Origin of the sequence: Bradyrhizobium sp. McL0616, from assembly GCF_049993385.1 — a bacterium.
In the GTDB taxonomy this organism is placed as follows: domain Bacteria; phylum Pseudomonadota; class Alphaproteobacteria; order Rhizobiales; family Xanthobacteraceae; genus Bradyrhizobium.
On the sequence record NZ_CP188255.1, the window covers coordinates 756,652 to 779,128 of the forward strand.

Annotated in this window: 20 protein-coding genes and 2 pseudogenes; 5 read left to right on the top strand and 17 right to left on the bottom strand. The window is 60.6% G+C overall.

Features of this window, described 5'->3' with window-relative positions; genetic code table 11:
• Positions 1-225: 225 nt before the first annotated feature.
• The 3 genes and pseudogenes from ACPPVR_RS03630 to ACPPVR_RS03640 form a co-directional block, all read right to left on the bottom strand.
• Positions 226-1,195, bottom strand: a pseudogene (locus ACPPVR_RS03630) (DUF1254 domain-containing protein).
• Positions 1,196-1,429: 234 nt separating this feature from the next.
• Positions 1,430-2,868, bottom strand: a pseudogene (locus ACPPVR_RS03635) (IS1182 family transposase).
• A 284-nt stretch (positions 2,869-3,152) separates the two neighbouring features.
• Positions 3,153-3,539 carry a cupin domain-containing protein gene (locus tag ACPPVR_RS03640; RefSeq protein WP_426612910.1) on the bottom strand — a complete coding sequence of 129 codons (387 nt, stop codon included), beginning with the start codon at positions 3,537-3,539 and terminating at the stop codon, positions 3,153-3,155.
• Between the two features lie 917 nt (positions 3,540-4,456).
• Here ACPPVR_RS03640 and ACPPVR_RS03645 point away from each other — a divergent pair.
• Both ACPPVR_RS03645 and ACPPVR_RS03650 read left to right on the top strand, forming a co-directional pair.
• A complete protein-coding gene (locus tag ACPPVR_RS03645) occupies positions 4,457-5,668 on the top strand; it encodes a hypothetical protein (RefSeq protein WP_426612911.1) in 1,212 nt (403 codons plus the stop codon).
• Positions 5,669-5,736: 68 nt separating this feature from the next.
• Entirely contained in the window at positions 5,737-6,996 is a 1,260-nt protein-coding gene (locus ACPPVR_RS03650) for a hypothetical protein (protein ID WP_426612912.1), read from the top strand.
• A 475-nt stretch (positions 6,997-7,471) separates the two neighbouring features.
• Here the strand turns inward: ACPPVR_RS03650 and ftsZ are convergent, their stop codons facing one another.
• The 12 genes from ftsZ to ACPPVR_RS03710 all read right to left on the bottom strand — a co-directional run bounded on the left by ftsZ (position 7,472) and on the right by ACPPVR_RS03710 (position 19,095).
• Positions 7,472-8,536, bottom strand: coding sequence for a cell division protein FtsZ (gene ftsZ, locus ACPPVR_RS03655; protein WP_426612913.1), 1,065 nt, complete (start codon positions 8,534-8,536; stop codon positions 7,472-7,474).
• A 1,698-nt stretch (positions 8,537-10,234) separates the two neighbouring features.
• Positions 10,235-10,699 carry a transposase gene (locus tag ACPPVR_RS03660; protein ID WP_426612914.1) on the bottom strand — a complete coding sequence of 155 codons (465 nt, stop codon included), beginning with the start codon at positions 10,697-10,699 and terminating at the stop codon, positions 10,235-10,237.
• Positions 10,700-10,829: 130 nt separating this feature from the next.
• On the bottom strand, positions 10,830-11,138 hold the full coding sequence (locus tag ACPPVR_RS03665) for an HNH endonuclease (protein WP_426612915.1): 309 nt from the start codon (positions 11,136-11,138) through the stop codon (positions 10,830-10,832).
• Between the two features lie 152 nt (positions 11,139-11,290).
• Positions 11,291-13,345 carry a bifunctional DNA primase/polymerase gene (locus ACPPVR_RS03670; RefSeq protein WP_426612916.1) on the bottom strand — a complete coding sequence of 685 codons (2,055 nt, stop codon included), beginning with the start codon at positions 13,343-13,345 and terminating at the stop codon, positions 11,291-11,293.
• A gap of 3 nt (positions 13,346-13,348) precedes the next feature.
• Positions 13,349-13,822 carry a hypothetical protein gene (locus ACPPVR_RS03675; RefSeq protein ID WP_426612917.1) on the bottom strand — a complete coding sequence of 158 codons (474 nt, stop codon included), beginning with the start codon at positions 13,820-13,822 and terminating at the stop codon, positions 13,349-13,351.
• A gap of 10 nt (positions 13,823-13,832) precedes the next feature.
• The gene (locus ACPPVR_RS03680) at positions 13,833-14,240 is read right to left on the bottom strand and encodes a hypothetical protein (RefSeq protein ID WP_426612918.1); all 408 of its coding nucleotides are present in this window, start codon (positions 14,238-14,240) and stop codon (positions 13,833-13,835) included.
• Between the two features lie 37 nt (positions 14,241-14,277).
• Complete coding sequence (locus ACPPVR_RS03685; RefSeq protein ID WP_426612919.1) at positions 14,278-14,976, bottom strand: VWA domain-containing protein; 699 nt, start codon at positions 14,974-14,976, stop codon at positions 14,278-14,280.
• On the bottom strand, positions 14,973-15,776 hold the full coding sequence (locus ACPPVR_RS03690) for a hypothetical protein (protein ID WP_426612920.1): 804 nt from the start codon (positions 15,774-15,776) through the stop codon (positions 14,973-14,975). Before ACPPVR_RS03690 ends, ACPPVR_RS03685 begins: the two co-directional genes overlap by 4 nt.
• The gene (locus ACPPVR_RS03695) at positions 15,742-16,068 is read right to left on the bottom strand and encodes a helix-turn-helix transcriptional regulator (RefSeq protein ID WP_426612921.1); all 327 of its coding nucleotides are present in this window, start codon (positions 16,066-16,068) and stop codon (positions 15,742-15,744) included. The genes ACPPVR_RS03690 and ACPPVR_RS03695 overlap by 35 nt, the downstream gene beginning before the upstream one ends.
• 57 nt (positions 16,069-16,125) lie before the next feature.
• Positions 16,126-16,701 (bottom strand): hypothetical protein, encoded by a 576-nt coding sequence (locus ACPPVR_RS03700; RefSeq protein WP_426612922.1) that lies wholly within the window; start codon positions 16,699-16,701, stop codon positions 16,126-16,128.
• Positions 16,702-16,704: 3 nt separating this feature from the next.
• Positions 16,705-17,910, bottom strand: coding sequence for a tyrosine-type recombinase/integrase (locus tag ACPPVR_RS03705; protein ID WP_426612923.1), 1,206 nt, complete (start codon positions 17,908-17,910; stop codon positions 16,705-16,707).
• A 171-nt stretch (positions 17,911-18,081) separates the two neighbouring features.
• Entirely contained in the window at positions 18,082-19,095 is a 1,014-nt protein-coding gene (locus ACPPVR_RS03710; protein ID WP_426612924.1) for a 1-aminocyclopropane-1-carboxylate deaminase, read from the bottom strand.
• Between the two features lie 163 nt (positions 19,096-19,258).
• On the opposite strand from ACPPVR_RS03710, the gene ACPPVR_RS03715 reads away from it, so the two are divergent.
• Positions 19,259-19,723 carry an Lrp/AsnC family transcriptional regulator gene (locus ACPPVR_RS03715; protein ID WP_426612925.1) on the top strand — a complete coding sequence of 155 codons (465 nt, stop codon included), beginning with the start codon at positions 19,259-19,261 and terminating at the stop codon, positions 19,721-19,723.
• 194 nt (positions 19,724-19,917) lie between these two features.
• Here ACPPVR_RS03715 and ACPPVR_RS03720 read toward each other — a convergent pair whose 3' ends face one another.
• Positions 19,918-20,325: a hypothetical protein gene (locus ACPPVR_RS03720; protein ID WP_426612926.1), complete on the bottom strand. Its 408-nt coding sequence runs from the start codon at positions 20,323-20,325 to the stop codon at positions 19,918-19,920.
• A gap of 156 nt (positions 20,326-20,481) precedes the next feature.
• Between ACPPVR_RS03720 and ACPPVR_RS03725 the strand changes: the two genes are divergently transcribed.
• Positions 20,482-21,042: a carboxymuconolactone decarboxylase family protein gene (locus tag ACPPVR_RS03725; RefSeq protein WP_426612927.1), complete on the top strand. Its 561-nt coding sequence runs from the start codon at positions 20,482-20,484 to the stop codon at positions 21,040-21,042.
• A gap of 114 nt (positions 21,043-21,156) precedes the next feature.
• A complete protein-coding gene (locus ACPPVR_RS03730) occupies positions 21,157-21,405 on the top strand; it encodes a hypothetical protein (protein WP_426616324.1) in 249 nt (82 codons plus the stop codon).
• Between the two features lie 3 nt (positions 21,406-21,408).
• On the opposite strand, the gene ACPPVR_RS03735 is transcribed toward ACPPVR_RS03730, so the two are convergent.
• The gene (locus ACPPVR_RS03735) at positions 21,409-22,344 is read right to left on the bottom strand and encodes an alpha/beta hydrolase fold domain-containing protein (RefSeq protein WP_426612928.1); all 936 of its coding nucleotides are present in this window, start codon (positions 22,342-22,344) and stop codon (positions 21,409-21,411) included.
• Positions 22,345-22,477: the final 133 nt, after the last annotated feature.

A 22,477-nucleotide genomic window follows, 5' to 3' on the forward strand; every position in this document is an offset into this window, starting at 1 on the left:
GCAAAAGTCTTTTGGGGGCGTCGAACAGAAATTCTTAGAACCGCTGATGCGTTTTGCGCGCCGCGACGTGAAGGACCATATCGAACGATCCAAAATCGATCTCGGATCCCCGCAATGGCACTGAAGTCCGATGCAGCAGCGGAGAGGTTCAGAAATCGACTTCAGCGAGATTTCTAGGGTTGTTCAATTTTCGACTTTTGCAACACAATCGGCCACAAGCGGAAGTCAGCCTATCGGGACTGGCTCAGGAAATTTCCATTTGCCGTTCAGGATTTCCGGCTTGGGCCGATAGAGCCGAACCATGTAGTTCCAGCCCTTCATGATCGGCAGGCAGTTCGGAATTTTTCCATCGCAGCCGCCGAACTGTACCGCCACCGACCCATCGCTGCCATTCTTCGCCGTGATGCTATTCAGAGAGTAAGAATCATATGGGTTCTTTTCAAAATAGCCCGCCGAACTGTAGGGGCTGATTGACCAGAATGCATCGACGGGCACGTCTTTGACATTGAGCCTGGAGACAGTGGTGCCGTCATTCTTTTCCGGGGTGACGTTCAGATAGGTCGCATCCTTATCTGGATTGCCAGCCCGTCGCGGTGCCGATCAAGTGGCGAACCGGATCGACTTCTTCCTGAGTGCCGAAGGCTCTCTTGAAGTCGGGCGTGGTCGCGCCGAGAACCAACAATGCTTCGTCCACCTTCTTTAAGCTGGCCTGGTCCCAATTTGGTAACTCCATCTGGCCCGGATGTTTTTGGCTGACCTTGATCGCATCCTGTAAGGCGCGGGCGCTTTCCACGTCTTTCGGATCGGTGGGATCAACTAACGTGCGAATACCAACCATCACGTAGCGCGTGCCGACGTTTTGCCGCGTAGGCGCGTGGGGCTCCTTGCCGTAGAGCGTTTTGGTGTAGTGGTCCTCGCTGATTGCCTGCGCCGACATGAAGCGATTTCCGGCATCCGGAAGCGTGATTGTCACAGGCCCCGCATCAAGATCGAAAACGCCCGAAGAATACAGCGTGTCGCGATTGCCCCGGATGACCGTTTGATTGTCGATTGCCATCAGTTCGCGGCGACTGTCGAGTTTGCCGATACCTGTTTGTTTGACGCGCGCTCGAAAATAATTGTCTGTCTCAGCGGGCACGAAGTTGTCAGGGGTAACCGGAATGGCGGAGCCTGCGGGTGATCGGGCGAATGCCATGCCACCGATGCTTGCGACTAACGAAGCTACGCAGATCGAACCGGAAATGCTTCTTATGTTGGCATCCTCATCCCGACGATTGCAGCGGGAATGTTTCTCACGGCGAGTTCCCGATGTTCTGCGGGGGAGAAGCCTATTCGACCAACGCAATCGGTCAAGGTCCGCTTTGGGTCTTGGTCGTGTAAAAACGATCTTAGAGCGCGTCCATCCAGGAAGATAAGAGCCACGCGTGTCTCAGGCCGCGATCGCGGCGATCAACGGCTTGATCCCGATGATGTTCATCGCTCGTGTCAGGTTGTAGGCCAGGACCGAGAGTGCCATTTCAGCGGCTACTTTTGGAAGCGTTTTGGTGAGGAAGTGTGTCGCTCCCATGCGCGCCTTCATCGTCCCGAATGGATGCTCGACCGTCTCTCGACGCTGGCGCATGGCTTGTGGGTTGGCATCAAGGCGCTGCTGCACAGCTTCGAGCAGATGCTCATGCTCCCATCTTGGAATCCTCCGCTCTGGCCCCGTCGTGCACTGCGATTTAAGCGAACAATCTCGGCAGGCTGTGGTCCAGTAGCGCCGTAGCCGCTTGCCGTCTTCCTCACTCGTAAAGCGATATGGCAGTTGCTTCCCGGCTGGACAGCGATAGGTGTCCTTCTCTGGCAAATAGACAAAATCCTGCTTGCCGAAGCGGCCATCCGACTTGGCGCCCGACGTCTGCGGCTTGGGCAGAGTTACGGTGATGCCGGCTTCGTGGCACGCAAGGAGCTCCAGGCTGCTCAAGTAGCCGCGATCGGCAACCGCCTCAAGCGTCTCGGTCTGGAGAACGGCCTTCGCCTGTTTGGCCATATTGGCCAGTTGCGCACGATCTGAGCCGCTGTTGGTGACCTCGTGCGCCACAATCAGATGGTGCTCGGTATCCACGGCGACCTGCACGTTGTAGCCGACAACGCCGGAGCCGCGACCGCTCGTGGCCATCGAGCGGCTGTCGGGATCGGTCAGGGAGATCTGATGGTCGGGCGAAGCAAGCATCTGCTTCTCGTAGACAGCAAGCTTGCCCATTTCCTCCTTCAGCTTTGTCAGCTTCTCGGTGAGCCTCGTCACCTTCGTGGCGAGCGCCTCGTTCGGCTCCTGCCGGTCGGCCGTGTCAAGTTGGCTGAGGTAGCGCGCGACGCTCTCCTCCAACTGATCACGCCGCCGCTCCACCTTCGCGCGCGTGAAGTTCCTGTCTCGGTTGTTAACGGCCTTGAACTTGCTGCCATCGATGGCGACGCTCGCCGTCGCGAGGAGGCCCATCTCGCGGCAGAGTTCAACGAAACGGGAACATACCTTACGAAGCGCCAGACCATTGTCTTTGCGGAAGTCCGAGATGGTCTTGTGATCCGGTGCGAGCCGACCCAGCAACCACATGATCTCGACATTGCGCCCGGCCTCGCGTTCGAGCCGCCGGCTCGACTGCACCCGGTTCAGTAGCCGTAGATGTAAAGCTTCAGGAGAACCGAGGGATGGTATGACGGCCGACCGGTCGCCGCCGGCTTCACCCCGTCGAAGCTCAACTCGGCCAAATCGAGCGCATCGACAAACACATCGATCACCCGAACAGGGTTGCTCTCGTCAATGAAATCGTCGAGGCATTCGGGCAATAACGTCGACTGCCCACGATCCGCCTCCGCAACGAAGCGCTTCATTCCAGCCCCCCGTAAATCGTGCAGGAATCATATCGCGCGAATCACGTCAAACGCAGCGTTTTCACACAGCCAGGGTCACAAGCGCCGCTCCCGCTGGGGCCGAGCCATGTCCGCTTAATCCCAGCGAGCCTACCTATCGGTGGTCAATGCCGTCTTCGCAACGGGCCAGAAGCAAGCGTTAGATGCCTAGCGGGCGCCTAAGCGATATCCGACATCCAGGGCTGTACGCGAGCAAGCAGGGCGCCCATCACACAGGTGGCGATGAGCGCCCGTGGGCAACGATCTTACTTTGACGGCGGTTTGTCGTAGAGCGGCTTGCCCTTATCGACGATGTGCACCGTCAGGAGTTTTACCGTGTTGTCGCCGACAACCTTGAAAGCGCCGTGCGGTACCTCTCGAACATTTACGGCAGCGATACCGGTTGGGAATGGCACTTGCTTGCCATCTGGAAGCTCAATGGTGCCACCTTCCAAGACGTAAAATGACTCCTCACCATGATGTACATGGAGCGTTGAGGTGTCGCCGGGTTTGATCTCGGAAATACTAGTGATGACCTCCATATTTGTTCCGCTCAAATCGGCTCGCTTTAATTCCTTCCGAAATGGCGAGTCTTGAGCATTTGCTGCAAGCATGAAAACTGACGCAAATAGGATTCCGAGTAAAAGCCTCATTTGTACCCTCCCCACTCGACGAAAATCTGCGATCTCGCAGGCGCCTGATTAGGCCTCCGAATTGGGGCGCACCTCAAGGTCTATCGGTTTTGCGATGCACTAATTGCGCTACATCTCCCGTCTCATAGAGATCGGTCCGGCAGGCCCCCTGAAGCCGGACGGCACCTTGAGACCTAGTCGGCTAGGGGGAAGGCTGCCCTTGGCTGCCAGCATGACCATGTTCGGTTCACCTCCCGGAAGCAGACGTCGCGACGTTCAGAGTAAGGGGGCGCTACGGGCCACAGCCGGACTCATGCGCCGCAACAAATCACTACAGCATTAGATCAGATCGCAAGCTATTTCAGAGCGACAATTCGGATGCCACCTAGCTTGCGTTGTTGAATGAGTTCAACTTCGAACGTGGGACCTGTGAAATGCATAGTGTCCCGTTGGCGTCCCAGCTTGTCGAGCTTCCTCACACAGTCGTTTATACATTGCCAGCCGTACTTGGAGGACTGGTCCCCATTCATCTATTAAATCAGTTGGTGAAAGCACCTTAATGCCGCTGCTCTCGACTGGGCCTACATGCCCACAGCGTCAAGACTCGCACGATGAGTTGCGGGGATTGGAAAGACTTCGCAGAGTCTGACAAGACCCGTCGCCGGTCCCGGCTTCATCGATCCGACTGCGTGCCTACAATCTACGAGATATCTACACCCCTTTGGCGAAGTCTACTCCTTACGAGAAACTGACAGGATATGGGACAACGCCAGCGCGTTGCCCATATCCCATAGGCACCACAACAGCAACATGCGTATTTCAATCTAAGGGTGAAGTTGGTATTTCAATCTAAGGGTGAGAATGCTACTAGCTTCGCTGTCCCTTTCGCCCGTTTCCTGTCCAATGGATGGGGTCCACCTCAAACTTCAGGATTCTTGATGATGGCGAACATGTCTGCGCTCGATCGGTGCAAGCACTTCGGTGTAAGTAATATTCGCGGAATGGCCTATATGCCGGGACCAAGCAATTACACCAAAGAGAAGAAAGCACAGTATTTCGATTCGGACTTCTACAACGGTGATTTCCAGGCGTTGTGGAGTCCCAAAGGCGACGGCATGGGGCCCGATGCCCGAAGCGATCTTCAGCGCTTCAGCGAAAAGCTGGGGGCCAATTTCATCCATTGCTACGACTGGTCGGCCCCGGTGCCGGAAATCGGCCGGCGGAACCATCTGGTCTTCCTTGCGTTCTGCGCCAAGCTCGGGATGAAGGCAACGATCCCGATCAGCAACTATACCTATCTGTGCATGGCCGACACACCCAACAAAAAGCCGTGGGAAACGCCCGCCACAGCTCATCTGAATATTCAGAAGGTGTTCAAGGAAATCTACAGCCAGGGCCAAGGGCCGGCTCCCGGCGCCGGGATTTGGAAGATCTTCAACGAATACGAATTGTGGTACGACCGCAATCCGGCCCACGTGGTAACCGCCATGACATGGCTCGTCGAGGAGGAAGACAGGCTCAATCTTCCCGATTCGGCGCGGTTGCCGATCATGGTCGATTGCTCGTTCGGTATGAAGGACGGTATCGAAGGTGCGGGGTATGTCAAAGACGTCTGGGACAGGCTGATCGGTCAGCCTCGGATCGGCAGCTACAGCCCGCGTGATTTCTGGAACGCCCGCTTCGTCTTCGCGACCAACCCACAGAATGACGGGCCGGATATCACCAGCTTCCTGTCGACACGCCTGCCGCAATATTGGACGAGCCGGGGCATACCCATTCCGCCGGTCATGTTCACCGAACTCGGATCAAGTATCGAGCAGACCGGCAGTGAACAGAAACAGGCCGAGTGGATGGCCCGGCAACTGGCCGCATCGGTGCCAGGAAGCTCGAACGGCATGATGCTCGGCGCTTGCGTCTTCATAAACGAGCAGCGTCCGTGGGAAGACGGCCCGGAGCGGACATTCGGCGTTCTGAAATTCGGAGCGAGCACGGAATGGCCGTGGCCGTCAAATAGCCCCTATGTCATGCCGACCCAGTATCCGGCTTGGAACGAAAAGGGCGATCCCTATGCGGTTGCGGGCAGCTATCCGGTCGAACAGCAGGTGGCGAAGCTGAACTACTTTGCGGTCGTGAGGGCGTGGAAGGGCTGACACCTTGCGGCGAAAGCCGGCTTCACTGGTGATAGCCCACAGACAGAACAGACAATGAGGGCCGCCCGATGCAATACCCGATCGATAAATACAAGGCTCAAGCCAAGCAGACCTTCCAGACCAGTCCTCTCATCGAGAATTTCTCCACCTGGACGAATTCGTGGCAGATTGGCAACGTATTCGACACGCTGACGGATTACCTTGTGCGTTTCCCCGATGCGGAAAAAGCGCCGGGTGCGATTGCCAAGATCGCGTTGGACCGCTGGACGAAAGCCGCCGACAGCCTGTGCTGGTACGACGACTATGGCTGGTGGGGAATCGCCTGCGAAAAGGCCTTTCACGCCGAATATAACGGTGTCTTTGGCGCCACCAGGGAAAGCTTCCTAACGATCGCTAGGCAATGCTGGGACGTCATGAACACGGGCAAGACCGGCAAGGCCTACAGCTACAAGGGCGGACCGAACGTCTGGGAAAACCGCGAAAACGGATCGCCGACCGGCTACTTCACGTCCCCGGACACCTGGGCGGTCCCCCGCATCGCGGGAGGCGTCTGGCAATACGACATGTTTAAGGAATACAGGCCGAGCGGGGAGTGCTCGCCTTCCGATTCCAATCCGTCCGATCCGAACAGAACGGATTTGGGCCCGTTCCAGCTCACCGTCATGAACGGCCTCTACCTCGTCCTGGCTACCCGGCTGGGCGCCAATAGCCAGGGCACTGCCGAGGCGGTCAGGAAAGAATTCAGTTTCTTGAAGAGCTGGTTCTACCTTGACCAGGAACCGGGTCATGAAGGCCAGGAAGGCCTGCTGATGCATTTTCCCCCTCTCGCGCTCGTGCGGGAGCGTGTGGGGACCTACGCCTATTGTGACGCCAAAGGCAGCTATCCGCCCGTCCACGGCTATAACGCCGGATCGGCCTGGTGCGGCGATCAGGGCTTGATCCTCGGCGGCCTGCTCGATTACCTCCGTGTCGACCCTGCCAATCCGATCGCTCAACCGCAGGCCGTCTCCATCGCAGGCGGCGGGCTGTATCACATGGTCACCGATCAGGTGGTGCAACCGACGCTTAATCTCACAAACGACCCGGACGATTACGGGTGCGGATCAGGCGTCTTCTGGCGCTATCTGCTGCACGGCTTCCGCACGAACGCCGCTCTCCGCCAGCAGGTCTTGAGCTGGGTGAATGCGGACCGGGCGAACAATGCGATCTACCGATCCGCTGAATACGCCTGCGCCAATCGCGGTCCCGGCAATGCCTTGTTCGCGGACTTCAACGTTCTAGCGACCCTGACCGCAGCCATCGAGATCCTTCAAGCGGCGGAAGCATAAGGGGGCATCCCACTATAGAAGCCGTACTTCGAGGGAGATGGGATGCGTTTCAGGAACGGCGCAAACGCCAGAGGTTACGAGGCACGAAGGGAGCTAATGGATATCGGTCCTACTCGCGGCGAGATCGACTATGTCGCCTCGACCGAGGAGTCGACCGCGAGGCATCCGGTCCTCCGGATGAACGTCTGATATCTGGCACCGTATGGATGGCCGGGGTCGGACGCGACGAGGCGCACCGATGCTCGGAACCGACTTTCGCGCTGGGTCAAAAAGCAGCATCAGTCGGCGCCGAGCCCATGTCTGCTTGGCCTCCCGAAGGCGGACATCACGGAGGCCAAGTCGAGTGTCCGGGAAGTGACATAACCGGAAGTAGCCGAGTACCCGGCGTTCATGGACGCGGATCAGCCAAGGCCGACACCGGAATCGCTCCTTCATTGCGCGAACTGGACCGACGCGCCGATGCGGTGCGCGTCGGTCAGCGGTGTACTACGCTCGAGCCGGCGATCTGGCGGCTGTCGTTGCGCAGCCTGCCGGCGAGTCCTGTCAGTGAGCTTTCCGCTGGTTGCGCGTGGGGAGCAGGGTCGAGATTATCGATGCCGGTTGCCACTACCGAGACGCGGACGATTCCCTCCAGGCTTTCATCGAACGATGCCCCAATGATGATGTTGGCGTCCTGGTCGGCCTCGTCGCGAATGCGGGTAGCAGCTTCGTCGACCTCGAATAACATCAGGTCCTTACCGCCAGTGATGGAGATTATGAGACCGCTGGCACGCTTGATCGACGGGTCGTCTATCAATGGATTGGAAATCGCGGCCACGGCGGCGGTGAGCACGCGGTTTGCGCCAGAAGCCTCGCCCCTGCCCATCATGGCCTTGCCCTTCTCGCGCATTACGGCGAGAACGTCGGCAAAATCGAGGTTGATCAGACCTTCCTTGACTATGAGATCGCTGATGCAGGCCACACCCGAATAAAGCACCTGATCGGCCAACGCGAAGGCATTCGAGAACGTGGTCTTCTCGTTGGCCACCCGGAATAGGTTCTGGTTCGGGATAATCAGCAGAGTGTCCACCACCTTCAGCAGTTCCACGATGCCGGCCTCGGCAAGGCCCATGCGGCGCTGGCCCTCGAAGTGGAATGGCTTAGTGACTACGCCGATGGTGAGAATGCCAAGCTCACGCGCGGTCTTGGCGATAATGGGCGCTGCGCCGGTGCCCGTACCGCCGCCCATGCCCGCAGTAACGAACACCATGTGTGCACCGGTCAAATGATCGCGGATCGCGTCGATCGTCTCTTCGGCCGCGGCGCGCCCCACTTCAGGATGCGAGCCCGCGCCGAGACCTTCCGTCACCCGCGTGCCCATCTGGATGAGACGCTCGGCCTTCGACATGGTAAGCGCCTGTGCATCGGTATTGGCGACGATGAAGTCGACGCCTTGCAGCCCCGCCGCGATCATGTTGTTGACTGCGTTGCCACCGGCACCGCCGACCCCAAACACGGTGATGCGCGCCTTCATCTCGCGAATGTCGGTGATGTTGGTCATTTTTGCCTCACAAATGCTTCACCGAGTTGGGGAATGAGAGGACACGGATTGCTATACACCAGGACTTTGCTCCGAAAGTGAGCGCGGCAAGCGCAGTCGCTTGGTAAGCGACGGGCGGCCACCGGCGAGATTTTCAGGCACGCACCTAGCGCGTCATATGTCAGCGTCTCAACGGACACCGGTTGTTCTCCTAGAACGAACCGAGCGGCAATCGGCTGATGATGACCGGGCAATGACGGCAGGCTAGGCCGCGATGGTTAACGAATTCCTAACGGGCGAGCAGAGGTCTGCCACTTGAGCGTGACCGGCGGGGATTGCGTCCCACCATCTGACCTGATCTCGAAAGTGCGCTGGCCTCCCGAGCTTGCCGAGCCAATCTGTGCAGTCAACTCCGCGCCAATCGGTCCCAAAAGGAATGTCCCTTCCGGGTCACAAGCTGTCGATGACCACCTCTCGGGACACTTCAGTCCTAATTCCGGAAGCGGAATGTGAGCGCACCTCCTTAGGCGAACTTTGCGTTCTGGGCAGTTCGTCCCGAATTGTCCTCGCGGTACTGGCCAGACCAATGGCCGTCAGTGGGCGTGCTTCGCCTGCACGCTCGAAGCGACCGTCCTCGCCTAATCGTTCGCGGTCCGCCACTCAAAACCCAGCTGCGCCTCGGAACCATCCGTTGGCTGTGGGACCTACCGGCAATTCGGGACATATTCTAGCATCGCCCTGCATTTCAGAATGGGCAATCAGTGCTCCCTCGGTTTGCCCGATATTCTCGCTCGAACCGCTCTTCCAGGTCGTCCGGCCACCAGGGCCTTACCTCGCGATACCCGGCAAGTATGTATGCGTTTTCGAGGATGCGCTTCTCACTGAGGTCCCGCCAACTGCTGAACAGATTGGACCCCACCAGCCACTTAGTTCGGTGAGTGTGGCAGACGTACCAGTGATCTGGTCCGACGCTATAACAACCATTCGTCTTGTGGCATTGCGGGCAATTACCAAAGTGGAGATCCGTACAAGGAAATTTGGCGATACCATCGATCATGACTACGCTCCTTGTTCGGTAAAGAGGTGCGCCTTCTTGCGGATTTTCGCTCGGAATGCGGCGGTACCCCGCTCATGGCGTCGGTTAGAGATCGGCCACTCGAAGCTGGATCGCTTAGCACAACACGACGGATAAATTTTGTCCGAAGTTCGGTTATGGAAATTTTTGCCGCGAGGTGTTGCGAACCTTTTGGTCGCAGCGTTTGGGGGCTACCAGGGGGCGGAGGGCCAATCCGGTACCACCGACCAACGACCACCGACAGCAAGCCCTTCTCGCGACACCCCGATCAACTCTCCGCAATAAAGACCAGCCCTCGCCGAGAATTCTTTCAAAAACTCTACCTTGTGAAAGATTTGGATCGTCCTTTCGCCACTGCAACTTTTAGAGTTCAAAAATCAAGCTTTCGAAATTGGGGCACGGCAATGAAATTTGGATACGTCAGGGTCAGCGGTCGAGCGTGCTGAAATAACGGTTCGCCTCGATGCTGCGACATGTCGCATCAAACGGAAAAAAACCGAACTCGATCTACCCGGTCGAAGAATCGCCCGCGACAAATGTCGCACCGCCGAACTCCCCCATTAACGCTTTGGTCGCGCTAGCGGCGAACGAGGCCGTCCACAGACGGCCCGGCGGGCAACAGTGCTATCGTCGCGAGAAAGCTGCTATTTCCAGCCGTGAAGTCTGGCCAGAATCGCGAGAGGGTCGTTCTCGCCGTCGTCGCGCTGCTTTTGGGAGAGATACTGCCCCCGCGGCGAGACGCTGGACAGTCGCGGGATCACGCCGTTGCCGAAAAACGCCTTCGATGGTTTCCACGCTGGGCTGCTCACGTCACTGGCATCGTGGATCGCCCCCCAATAGTCGTGCTTCATACGCGCGATCACCGGCACACCGGCTTGCAGCAGTCTAGCCAGCGTGCCGTCGCGCTCCCAGCGCTGGCGTCGGGTTCGAAGCGATCGCGGGTTACCGAAGACCGCTGGCAGGGATTCCAAGGAGCAGTTGCAAGCGGCGGCAAAGAAAAACGCAGAGACGAAACGCCGGTCGTCCTGCCGCGGCTTGCCAGGTCCGTTGTGGCGTGGCAGGTGCGTCGCGATCTTCCGCCATTCGCGCGCGGTGATCATGGGGTTCATGGGCGAACTCGGTCGTTGAGAGGCCATCTTAGATCATTTGAATGGCTGGGGAAGCACGCGCGCAATTGCAGCGCCGGTCTTTGCAACAAGTGCAGAACTTTTTGACTCCCCGCCCCAGGCGACGAACCGCTTATGCTTTCACGAACCACGGATGTGACGTATCGAGCGGGTTGCCGTGCTCGTCGCAGCCTCGCTTGCCGCCGGACTTCATCTCGGCATGCTCGATGTTGTGGCAACTCACGCATAACGGCAGCAGGTTGAGCGGCTCGCTCCGCAGGGCTGGCGCACGTTTCAATTCCTTCTTGTGATGGACATGGGCGGCCTTGCCGAGCCCGATCAGGCTGGTGCCGCACCTGCCGCATTGCCAACTGCCGTCGCGCATGGCCTGGCGCCGTGCGATCTTCCATTCACGCTGGTTGTAGAACGGTGAGCGGGGCATGGCGGCCACGATACCACCATGCCCGAACCTGGCTACACCGCGTGATGAGGGTAGACCTTATCCGGAATATCTCTCTCAAAAAATAGTTGAAGATTTTAAGATAGAGAACTTCTCTTCATCTATACTGTACATTCCGGATAAGGTCGGCTTGCTCAGATGGCGCGCCACAGGTCAGTTTGACCCTGTCCTTGCGGGTGTCGCTCGGCCAGGCCATAGACCACCAATTCCTCAAGCGCGCGCCGCGCGGTGATCGTTGGCAGCGTGACAGCCTTGGCAATGGCCGTGGTGCCAACCAGCCGACCCTTCAGGCTCTTCAGGTGGCGATAGGTGCTCAGCCGGTTGGGCGGCACGCTGTCGAAGGCGATGACTCGGACAACCCTGCGCGCCTTGCTGCGTTGGACGCCGAGGCAGTCCAGCCCCGAAAGCACGCGCTCGAGCGCCTTGCCGAGCCGGGCGGCACCTTCGGCGCCATAGATGTCCTCGAGCTCGCGCGTACGGTAATCGCGCTTGACCGCTCCGCGCAAACGCACGGCGATTTGCAGAATGTCGTTCATCCAGTTGATTTCCCGATCGCTGATGTCGCGTGCCGGCGGCAACGGATGGGCAAACAGGTCAGTGACGGCTTCGACCAGCCGCGCACGCATCTGCGGGGCACGGTTGGCGTGACGGATGGCATGGTGGAACTGTTTCCCGTTCGGCTCCATGCGGCACAGCAGGAAGCGATCACCGAGCTCGCTGATTACGCCATAATAGCTGTCATAAACGCGGGTGCAGCCGAACAGCAGGCCGATCTTGCCGGCCCATTGCAGCGTGCGGCCGCCGTCGGCGCCGATAATGCGCGTCCATTTTCCGTCGTAGACCTCGCGCAGCGCTGCCAACAGCTCGGCTTTCGCTTCCGGTCGCATGCTCAGGATCGAACCGAAATCTTTCAGCACCAGGAAGCCAAACGCGCCGATCTTCTGCAACAACCCGCCTTTGGAGCCGGCGGCTTGCTGGCGCCGCGGCGTGCCTGAAAGCAATCCGGCCACGCTCAGCGTTCCGACCATCTCAGTGTGCGGGATGTTGGCCAGGGTGATCAGCATTTCGGTCTTGGCGCTCGACGGCGGCGCGATGATCCCGAGCCAGATCGCATCGCCGGGCAGCATGTTGGCGGCGACGGTCCCGAGCATCGCGAGCACCGGGGTATCGTCATCGAGCAACAGCCATTCCCGGAATATCTTGAGCACGTCCTCGATCGGCGAGCCCGGCAATGGTCCCGGAGCGGCTGATGGCGTTGCACCCGGCGAAGCTGGCGGCGGCGGTGGTGGTGGTTGTCGTGGCGGTGGTGCAATCACTGCATTCGTTGCCGCCTGCTCTCGCTCGAGCTTCTGTTGGATAGTATCGACCTGGCGCGGAAGATTGTCGTAGCGCTGCTGCCAGCGCTCATCGTGTGGCGCTGCCGAGCTGTCCATCAGGCCGCGCAGGAAGTTGACGATGGCGCCGCCGTCCATGCCGCTGCGCGCCATCTTGGCCGCCAGGTCGCGCGTGCTGGCATGAAGATCGTTGCCGGCGGAAATGTTGTCGATCAACGATTGCCAGTCGACGGCGTGATCCTGCGGTGTGCCGTTAGCCTTGCGCGCGGCGCGGCCGGCGGCGACGACATAACCGAAATCGCGCACTAACAGACCGGTGACGTCGCGCTGCAATTGCTCGGCTTCCTCGGCGGAAATATAGGGCAGATCATCATAGGCGATCGACGTCGGGTCGCCGCCGAACCAGCTATAGGGTTTGAGGGTGTCGGGATGAATGCCGTGCGCGACGACTTGCTGGCCATCGCCGAGAAATTCGATCTTCTCGCCGTCAGCACTGACAAAATTGGTCGTTAATTTTGCGAACGGCTCGATCGTGCGAAAAATGATCGCGCGCTTGGGCGCCCGGCCGATCCGCGTCAACACGTAACCGCGCTCCTCGAAGCGCTCGCGCACCAATTCCTCGACCGCGATCGCGGCCGGCTCGTTGAGAACGTCGATGTCGATCGTAGGCATAACCCGCGTCAATACGCCGGTGTTGGTCGCACGCGGCCAGTTGCGGCCCCAATTGACCAGCATGGCGTGAGTGACGTTTCCGACCGTTTGCCAGCTTTTGAACGGCGGCACTTTCCCAGTCACCGGGATCGGGGTGAAGCCGCGATCGACCATGGCCTGCCGTACTTCGAGCGTGGTCGGCATCGATCACCCCGTTTTGCCGCCGAGTTGAATGTAGAGGCTCGCGAGATACCCCTGTTCTTTGCGCGATAGCGATCGCCATCCCCGCGCGCGAATAGGTATCCTGTCGACGAAGTCGTGGTGCTTCGGCTCAAGATCAGCGCGGTGCCTGTGACAGTAGTCCGCCATCTCCGGAAACTCCGGCAACACCAAGTGACCATTGCCGCCGCCGTTGCTCCCACGCGCCATGCCGATCCTGATCCCGGCATCGACGCCTTCCGCGCGCGCGGCCTGGGCCAATTCCTGCATTTCGGTGTCGGTGTATTTGCCGTCGGCGTCGTGCTCGACGCAGTCGCCGATATCAGTCCAGGTGACGCCGGCGCTCGCCATGGCGCGCTCCAGGGCGGCGAACGCATTACGACGCTCGCCGCCGCCGGTGCTCAACATGCGCACCAATTGCGCGATCCGTTTCCTGCTCTTGTCTGGATCGGGATCGGCCATGGCGCAACCATCAGAACGGAATGTCGTCGTCAATGTCGGGGTTCTTGGGAGCGGCAATTCTGGTTGCCGGTAGCGGTGGCTCGCTCGGCGGTGTGGCGCTGTTCTGGTTTCCTGCTTTCGGCGGCGAGATCGGTCGCATGGCGACGGTCTCTTTCTGCTTGCCGCTTTTCCGGTCGTCGTAGTGGTCGAGCGAAAGCTCGAGTTGCTGCTGAAGCCAGTCTTCGCTGTCATAACCCCACGCCTTGTTGAGGATGCGGGTGTAGTTGTTCCAGCAATAGAATTGGTTCCCGCTTTCAAATACGAGCACCGCGCAGCCGTGCGTTTCGTGTTCGTAAATGTCGACGATCGTTTCGACGAGCGGACCGTCATGAAGATGTTCGGGTGTGATCAGGCCGGTGCTGTATTTCCGCATGTCCATTGTCGTTCTCCTGTTGCTTTGCTCTGTTTCACTTCACTCACTTCATCTGGCCGAGTAGCTTGCGCGCGCCGTCGGTGTTCTGGCTGGCGAGCGCGGTCATTCCGCCGGTCGCAAACGCGGCGACCGCACGCAGCAATTCGCCGAGTTGCCTTGCAGCCCCGGCATCAAATTTGCCGTAGGCGCCGCCGGACAGCCGCGCGATCTCGCGGAAGACCTGGTCGACTTTCTGCGGCGGCGATCTGACGCTGATCTCGCCGTGCTGATCCAGGTAGACCACCTCGCCATCGCCTTCCTGAAACAGAAATATCGGCACGCCCAGGCCGGCGGCGGCGTCATAGAGCTCGCACGGATGCTCCTCGACCGCATCGCCGATGAAGATCGCGGCGCCGATCTTCTCGCGCTCGTGCTCTTTCCTGATGTGGCGGATCACACGCGCGATTTTGGTAGTGCCGGCCATGCACTTGATCAGCCCCATCGAGCGCATGAGCTCGTGCGCATCAGACGACCACGCCGAATGCCGGACTTCATCAGTCCCGCGGAAATAGACCAGTTGCACGTCGAGTCCTCCGATCTTCGCGGCTTCTTCGAACATGCCAGCCTGCAACTGCGCGGCCGTGTCCCAGGTGGCTTCGCGGCTGGCGGTCGCATCGAGCGCGAAGATCAGGCGGCCGCGATTGCTCCGCATTTTCTGCATCAATGCCGCCACGCGTGGCGAGGGCTGTGCTGGAAGGGTCATGACACACTCCTGCTGGCCTTGGCTTCCTTGACCAGTTTGAGCAAATCCCTTCCGGTGTCCTCCGCCTTCGCGAGCGTCAGCTTGGCGAACATCACTTTGGCAATGTCCTTGGACTTGTCCGTGGGGCGCCACAGGTCGCCGTCGGCGTTTTCAAGCTTGCGCTGGAGTTGATGGTGCTCCTCGAGAAGCTCGGCGTGCGCGGCTTTGAGCCTCGTGAATGGCGACAGCTTCGGCGTGGCGTTGGGGTCGGGGACAGCGGTTGCGCCCTTCCACTTGCGCCATACGGTGCTCGGGTGATTAAAGTGGAAGCGCTCGCCATCCGTCAGCAGCGCACGCCACTGCTCAATCTCATCGCGGTGTTGAAGACATTCCAAAAGACGGGAGCGAGCCCCCTTGTCGATCTCTCTGAACCCGTTCGCGGTCAGCCATTCAGCCATCGCCGACTCGTAACGCCGCCCCACAGGCGCGTTGATATACAGATCGCCCATGATTTTGGTGCGGCCGAAGTCGAGCGCTTCCGCAATGATCAGCCAGTCCTCCCAGCGCCTACGCTGGCGGGCCATGGCTTCCTGGCCGAGACGGACTTTCAGTTCCGTTGGGTTGTCCTGGGACAACCCATGATCGGTGTGCTTGACACTTGCTGGTATCGTGACGATATCGTGCATCATCTCAACTCCTGCTTTGGCGAGCATGGGATTGATGAAATCGGTGGCCGGGGCGCTTTGGGTTAACGCGATCTTCCCCGGCCACCACCTCCTTTCAGTTTCACACTGGTGTTTGTTCGCGCCATTCGGCGACACGCTCGTGCATCCAGTTTGCGATTTCAGTTTCGAGCCAAACGGTACGGCCGGACTGCCCGATGCCGATCTTCACCGGCTGCGGAAATTCGCCGAGTTGCACCCGTCTGTAGATTTCTGATCTGCTGAGGCTGGTGATGCCGACCACGTCGGCGACGCGTAGGAAGCGTTCGCCCGGCGGCGCGCGTGGCTGCTGCGGTGTGCGCTTGACGGTGTCCGGCGTGCCTGGCGCAGCTGCGGCTGTCTTACCGCCCGGATAGGGCGAGCGCTGCGCGGGTGGAGTGCGTGGTCCCATTTGAGGCGATCCCGTGAATGAGTACGGGATGATCCTGGCCCACCACGATTGGCACGACTAAGCGTCGCGCCAACTTTGTTTTTTGATCCGCTTCCTTATCGTGCCCACCGCTTCTTTGAGCTTGAGCCTGGTCTTGATGCGACCGGCCACCGCAGACGCGGAGAGAGACGGGTATTGTTTCCAGAGCAAATCCGCTTCGGCCTGCCAGCGCGCCCACGCGGCCTGACGCACCGCGTCACGGTTGGCCGTCACTATACTGAGATTGCCTGCACCGGGATGCGTCGACGGTGGATGTGCGAGCAGATAGTCCAGAACCGGTTTATTGGCGTGCCGGTGTTGCACCGCTAACCGGTACCGCAGCACATGCCTTGCCGACACGTCGAAATCGTCAACGCTGTTGATGAAGCCGGAAACCGTGGGCTTTATGCCCTCCATTCTCGGAACGATACCGCGCCGTGCGAGCTCCAGATACCTGCCGCGCCGGAATAGAGTGCGCCGCGCTTCTCCGCCATGCAGATTCGGTAACCGATAGAGCGCGATCCAGCCGGGCAACTTCCACTTCGGCAACATTGCATCCACCCCGGCGTCGAGCTCGGCGAGGGCACGCTTGATCGCAGGCGGGGGCGATGCCACGGCTCAGCCCCGCCGCATCTTAACAACAGTCTCGCCCTTGACCGGCGGCGCCGCGCAAAAGCCGGCCCACGCGTCCATCAATAGGCGGCGCTTCGCGAGCAACGTGCCGCGCTGATATGCGGCGATGGTCTTGTTCCTGATGGCATGAGCCAATGCCGCCTCGCGTACGTCGGATTCAAACCGCGTCGCCTCGGCAGTCCATGTGGAAAACGTGCTGCGAAATCCATGCGTGGTGATGTCGGCGCGTCCCATGCGCTCGCGCAGGAATTGGCCGGTCGTGGCCCGGTGTGTCTGGAATATGCGCTCACCGTCGCGCGGCATTGCCTTGAGGATCGCCAGCGCGCGCGCCGACAGCGGCACGACATGCTCGCGACCGCTTTTCATCTTGTCGCCGGGGATCGTCCATGTCTTCGCCGCGAAGTCGATCTCCGACCACGTCGCGCCCAGCACTTCGCCGATCCGCGAGGCATTCAGGATGCAGAACTCGAGCGCGCGCGGGACGACGCCGTCGCGGCCGCGCAGGTCGGCCATGAAGGCCGGGGCCTGCTGCCACGGCAGCGCGGGGTGGTGCTTGGTCGGCGCCAGCGTCTTCGGCGCCGGCAGGATGTGATCGAGATGGCCGCGCCATTTGGCGGGGTTGGCGCCGTCGCGATAACTGCGCGCGGTGCACCAGTCGAGCACGAGCTCGATCCGCGAGCGGCAGCGGTTGGCCGTCTCCGGCGTCACTCGCCAGATCGGCTCCAGCACCTTCAGCACCGCCGGGGTGTCGACGTCACCGACCGACAGGCCGCCGATCATAGGCAGGATGTGGGTGTCGAGCGAATTGGAGAAGTCGCGGCGGTGCTGCTCGTTACGCCACGTTCCCTCGCGGTCGGCGAGGAACCGTTTGGCGGCTTCCCGGAAGGTGATCAGCCGCGCCGCCGCCGCGCGCTTGGCCGCCCGGGACTTGTTGCGCTCGTCGAGCGGATCGAGACCGGCGGCAAGCAGCTTCCCCATCGCCTCGGCCTTAACCCTGGCCTCGGCCAGCGACACCCGGCGCAGCGGCCCGAGGCCGGCGGTGCGCTCGCGCCCGTCGATCCCGAAGCGGTAGCCCCAGCTCTTGTCGCCTTGCTTCGAGACGCGCAGAATGAGGTTGCCGCCGTCCGAGTGGCGTCCTGGTTTGCGGATGGCGGCGACCTTGGCGGCCGTCAACTTGTATCGCTTGCGCATGGCATATCCCGTGTCCCGCGCCGTGTCCCATTTGGTGGCACGCTGGCATGGGATAATAGGGTACAAAACGGGACGGTGTAACCCTGATCTCCTAGTGAAAACAGGGTTTCTGGGATAGCATGAAACTATCTAGGACGGCGTAGCCCGGACGCTCCATCCGGGCTACAGACCTCACCCGTTCCGGAACGCGTAGCCGTAGCCGTTCAGCGCCGGCGCACCGCCCAAATGCGCGTAGAGAATCTTTGCGCCCTTCTCGAAATGGCCCTTCTGTGTCAGGTCGATCAGGCCCTGCATCGATTTGCCTTCATAGACGGGGTCGGTGATCATCGCTTCGAACCGTGCAGTGAGGCGGATCGCCTCCTTGGTCTCCTCCGACGGCACGCCATAGGCAGGATAGGCGTAGTCCTCGATCAGCACGACGTCGTCGGCAACGATGTCCTTGCCGAGCTCGACGAGTTTTGCGGTGTTCTGCGCGATCGAGAGCACCTGCGCATTGGTCTGCGCCGGCGTGAACGAGGCGTCGATGCCGATCACCTTCCGCGCGCGGCCGTCGGCGGCGAAGCCGACCAGCATGCCGGCATGGGTCGAGCCGGTCACGGTGCAGACCACGATGTAGTCGAACTTGAAGCCGAGCTCGGCTTCCTGCTTGCGCACCTCTTCGGCGAAGCCGACATAGCCGAGGCCGCCAAACTTGTGCACGGACGCGCCGGCCGGAATCGCGTAGGGCTTGCCGCCGGCAGCCTTCACCTCGTCGATCGCCTGCTCCCAGCTCTTGCGGATGCCAATGTCGAAACCGTCATCGACCAGGCGCACGTCGGCGCCCATGATGCGCGAGAGCATGATGTTGCCGACGCGGTCATAGACTGCGTCCTCGTGCGGCACCCAGGCTTCCTGCACCAGGCGGCACTTCATGCCGATCTTGGCGGCGACCGCCGCGATCATCCGGGTATGGTTCGACTGCACGCCGCCGATCGAGACCAGCGTGTCGGCGTTGGAGGCGATCGCGTCGGGGATGATGTATTCGAGCTTGCGCAGCTTGTTGCCGCCATAGGCGAGGCCGGAATTGCAGTCCTCGCGCTTGGCATAGATTTCGACGTTGCCGCCGAGGTGCTTTGACAGCCGCTCCAGCTTCTCGATGGGGGTCGGGCCGAAGGTCAGCGGGTAGCGCGCGAATTTTTCCAGCATCGTCAGGTCATCCCGATTGGCGTTGGTGTCTGGGACGTGGCTAGCATTGCGTCGCAAAAAGGTGCTCCCGAATATTGCGCCCATATTGCACATAACCTTGCACAAATGGCGCTATGGGATAATATTTCTTCCGGAATAGTCATTATTATCGGAAGTATCTTCCATGCCGGCTCGCCTCGATCGCATCGACCTTAAGATGCTGAGATTGCTGCAAAATAACGGCCGGCTGAGCAACGCCGAGCTGGCCGAAACCGTCGCGATCAGCCCCGCCACCTGCCACCGCCGCACCCAGCGCCTGTTCGAGGACGGCTTCATCGCCACTGTGCGCGCCATGGTGGCGCCGAAGAAGGTGGCGAAGGGCACGCTGGTGATGGTCGGTGTCGTGCTCGACCGCTCGACGCCGGAAAGCTTTGCGGCCTTCGAGCAGGTGATCGCCAAGCTGAAATTCGTACTCGACTGCCACCTCGTCGCCGGCGACTTCGACTACTTCCTGAAGATCCGCGTCGGCGATATGGAGGATTTCAACCGCATCCATGGTGAGCTGCTCATCGCGCTGCCCGGCGTGCGCCAGACCCGCACCTTCTTCGTGATGAAGGAAGTCGTCGACAATGCGCCGCTGGAGTTTTGAGCGGGGCCAGACGCGCAATCCGTCGATCAGGGACGGCGCCTGCTCTGGGCAGCGCGGGGCCCGCCTACCTGTGTACAGTAGAGCAGAAAGCTCCCGTCTTCGTGCCACGCATCGGTCTTCGCGACCTCTTTCCATCCGCGCTTCTCGGGATCTCGCTCAAAGTGCTTTGACTTCGTTTCGATGAAGGGGCCTGTCTACATTTCAATCTTGTTGATCGTCCAATCGTAGACCATGGCGGGTGCGCCTGGTTCTTGCGCGTGACTTTCAAAGTATGGGAATGGGTCGATTCCAATGGAGACCAGACCTCCCAACCATGTGCCTGGGTGAGCATTGTCGGGAGGCTTTCCGTCGCAATACATGAGAAAGCCAGCGTCCAGCACCCACCAGCCATCTTGTGCATGCACGACCTGGGCAACAATTTCGTAAGAGCTCTCAAACAGGTGAGTGATTGACGGCGCTTTGTGGTCAGGTCGACCGTACTTAGGAAGCGGGACTACTGGCCAGAATTCGAGCGCGAATGAGGCGTTTGTCGCTTGCGCGAAATCACCATAATTGCCGTCCTGGACAATCCAACTATCAAGTCCGACGATTAGATCGGCCATCCCATGCCTCGCGAAAATAGCAGATGACGGCACATAACATGGTTGTGTTCGTGTATCCATGCCACTTGTAAAATCGCATGTTCGTCACGGCAACTTCACTTGCCATGCGCGCGCGTGCGGGCGAGGTTCGCGGCTTCTCAACGAGGAGATCCTGCCGTGCGCCTTCCCATTCTCGATCCGAAAGACCTGAGTGCCGAACAGAAGCCGCTCTATGACGATATGCAAGCGGGCATCAAGGATCACTTCAAGGGCTTTGTGAACATGCGCGACGACGGCGCGCTGCTCGGGCCCTGGAATCCGTGGATCCGCGAGCCGCGCTTCGGCAAGCCGGTGTGGGAGTTGGTTAAGGCGATCGCGTCGAATCCGCTGCTGCCGGCGCCGGTGCGTGAGGTTGCGATCCTCGTCACCGGCTCGCATTTCCGCTCCGGCTACGAGCTGTATGCCCATGTGCTGGTCGCCGAGCAGCGCGGCCTCTCCGACGAGAAGCTTGCGACCATCGTTGCCGGGCAGCGGCCGGTCGACCTCACCAAGCAGGAGGCAATCGCCTACGACATGGCCTCGGCGCTTGTGAGCGGCGGCGTGCTTCCGGAGCTGACCTATCGGGCCGCGGTGAAGGAATTCGGCGAGCACGGCGCAGCCGAGCTGTCCTATCTCGTTGGCGTCTACTGCATGGTCTCGGTCACGCTGAACACGTTCGACGTGCCGGTGCCGGAATAGCCGGGCGCGTCTACGGCTGCTGGACCAGACCGAGACGCAACGCTACCCTGCCGCCGCCACGGCGGCAGATTCGCCGCCCACGATCGAAGCGCAGGACGACTGAGAATGACAGCCATGAAGACGTCACGCCGCATCCTGCTCGCCGGACTGGCGGGGCTCGCGGTTGCTCCGACCGCAATTGTCGCCGCGGCACCCGCGCCCGTGGCCGACGATACGACGGTGGCGGAACAACGTTTTGCGCGCATGATCGCGGCAGCGCATGCGCCTGATGTCACCTGCACGCACCAGGCCGAGCGTTACGCGGATGGGCATTGGCGGCAGTATGTCGCGGCGGCACGCGCCGTGCTCGACGCCAGGGCCTGACCTTTACTTCTCGACCGCGCGCCGCACCTGTTCGCCGATCTGCGATAGCACGAGCTGCGCCTGCGGCAGGATTGCGCCCATGGCATGGAAGTTGTGAACCATGCCATTATGGCAGACGTGTTCGACGGCGACGCCGGCCGCGAGCAGCTTGCGGGCATAGGCATTGCCTTCGTCGCGCATCGGGTCGAACTCGGCGGTATGGATGATCGCGGTCGGCAGGCCCGTGAACCGCGTAGCGCGCAGCGGCGAGATGCGGGGATCGGCGACATCGATGCCGTCGGGCAGATAGTCGGCGAGATCCGCCTCGATCGTGACGCGATCGATCAAATGACCTTCCGCAAACGCCTCGCGCGACGGCGAGGTCTCCTCGAAATCCAGCACCGGGCAGATCAGGCATTGCGCCACGATCGAGAGGCCGGCGCTTTGCTGCGCCTCTTGGCACACGATCGCAGCCAGCGTGGCCCCGGCGGAATCGCCGCCGATCACGAGACGTTCGGCGTCGATGCCCAGCGACGAGGCCTCGCGCGCGACCCATTCGGTGGCGGCGATCGCGTCGTCGATTGCTGCGGGGAATTTGTGCTCGGGTGCGAGCCGATAGTCGACTGAGACGAGACGGCAGCCGGTCACATGTGCGAGCGCGGCCGCGATGCGGTCATGCGTCGCAACGCTACCTGCGACCAGACCGCCGCCGTGGAAGAATACGAAGCCCGGCGCGCGCTCGCCGGCGCTCGCGGGCGTATAGAGCCGATAGGGAAGCTCGCCGCCGGGACCAGGAAGTTTGCCGTCGGATGCGGTGATATCCGGCGCATCAGTGCGCGCAAACTGCATCAGCTTCGCCAGCGATTGCCGGCGCGCTTCCACGCTCGGCCGGCTCCGCGCCTGCGGCGCAGCCGCAGCCATCATGGTCAACAAACGCTTGGCGAGCGGATCGAGCGGCATGGAAGACTCCGTAACGTGCCCCGCACTATAGCCGCTTTGTGCTCGATTTGATGTCGCCTCGGCACTGTCGCTGCCCCTCCAGGAGAGGGTGCCATTCCCGCAGGAAATCCTTTAGAAATTGGGAGAATAGTGC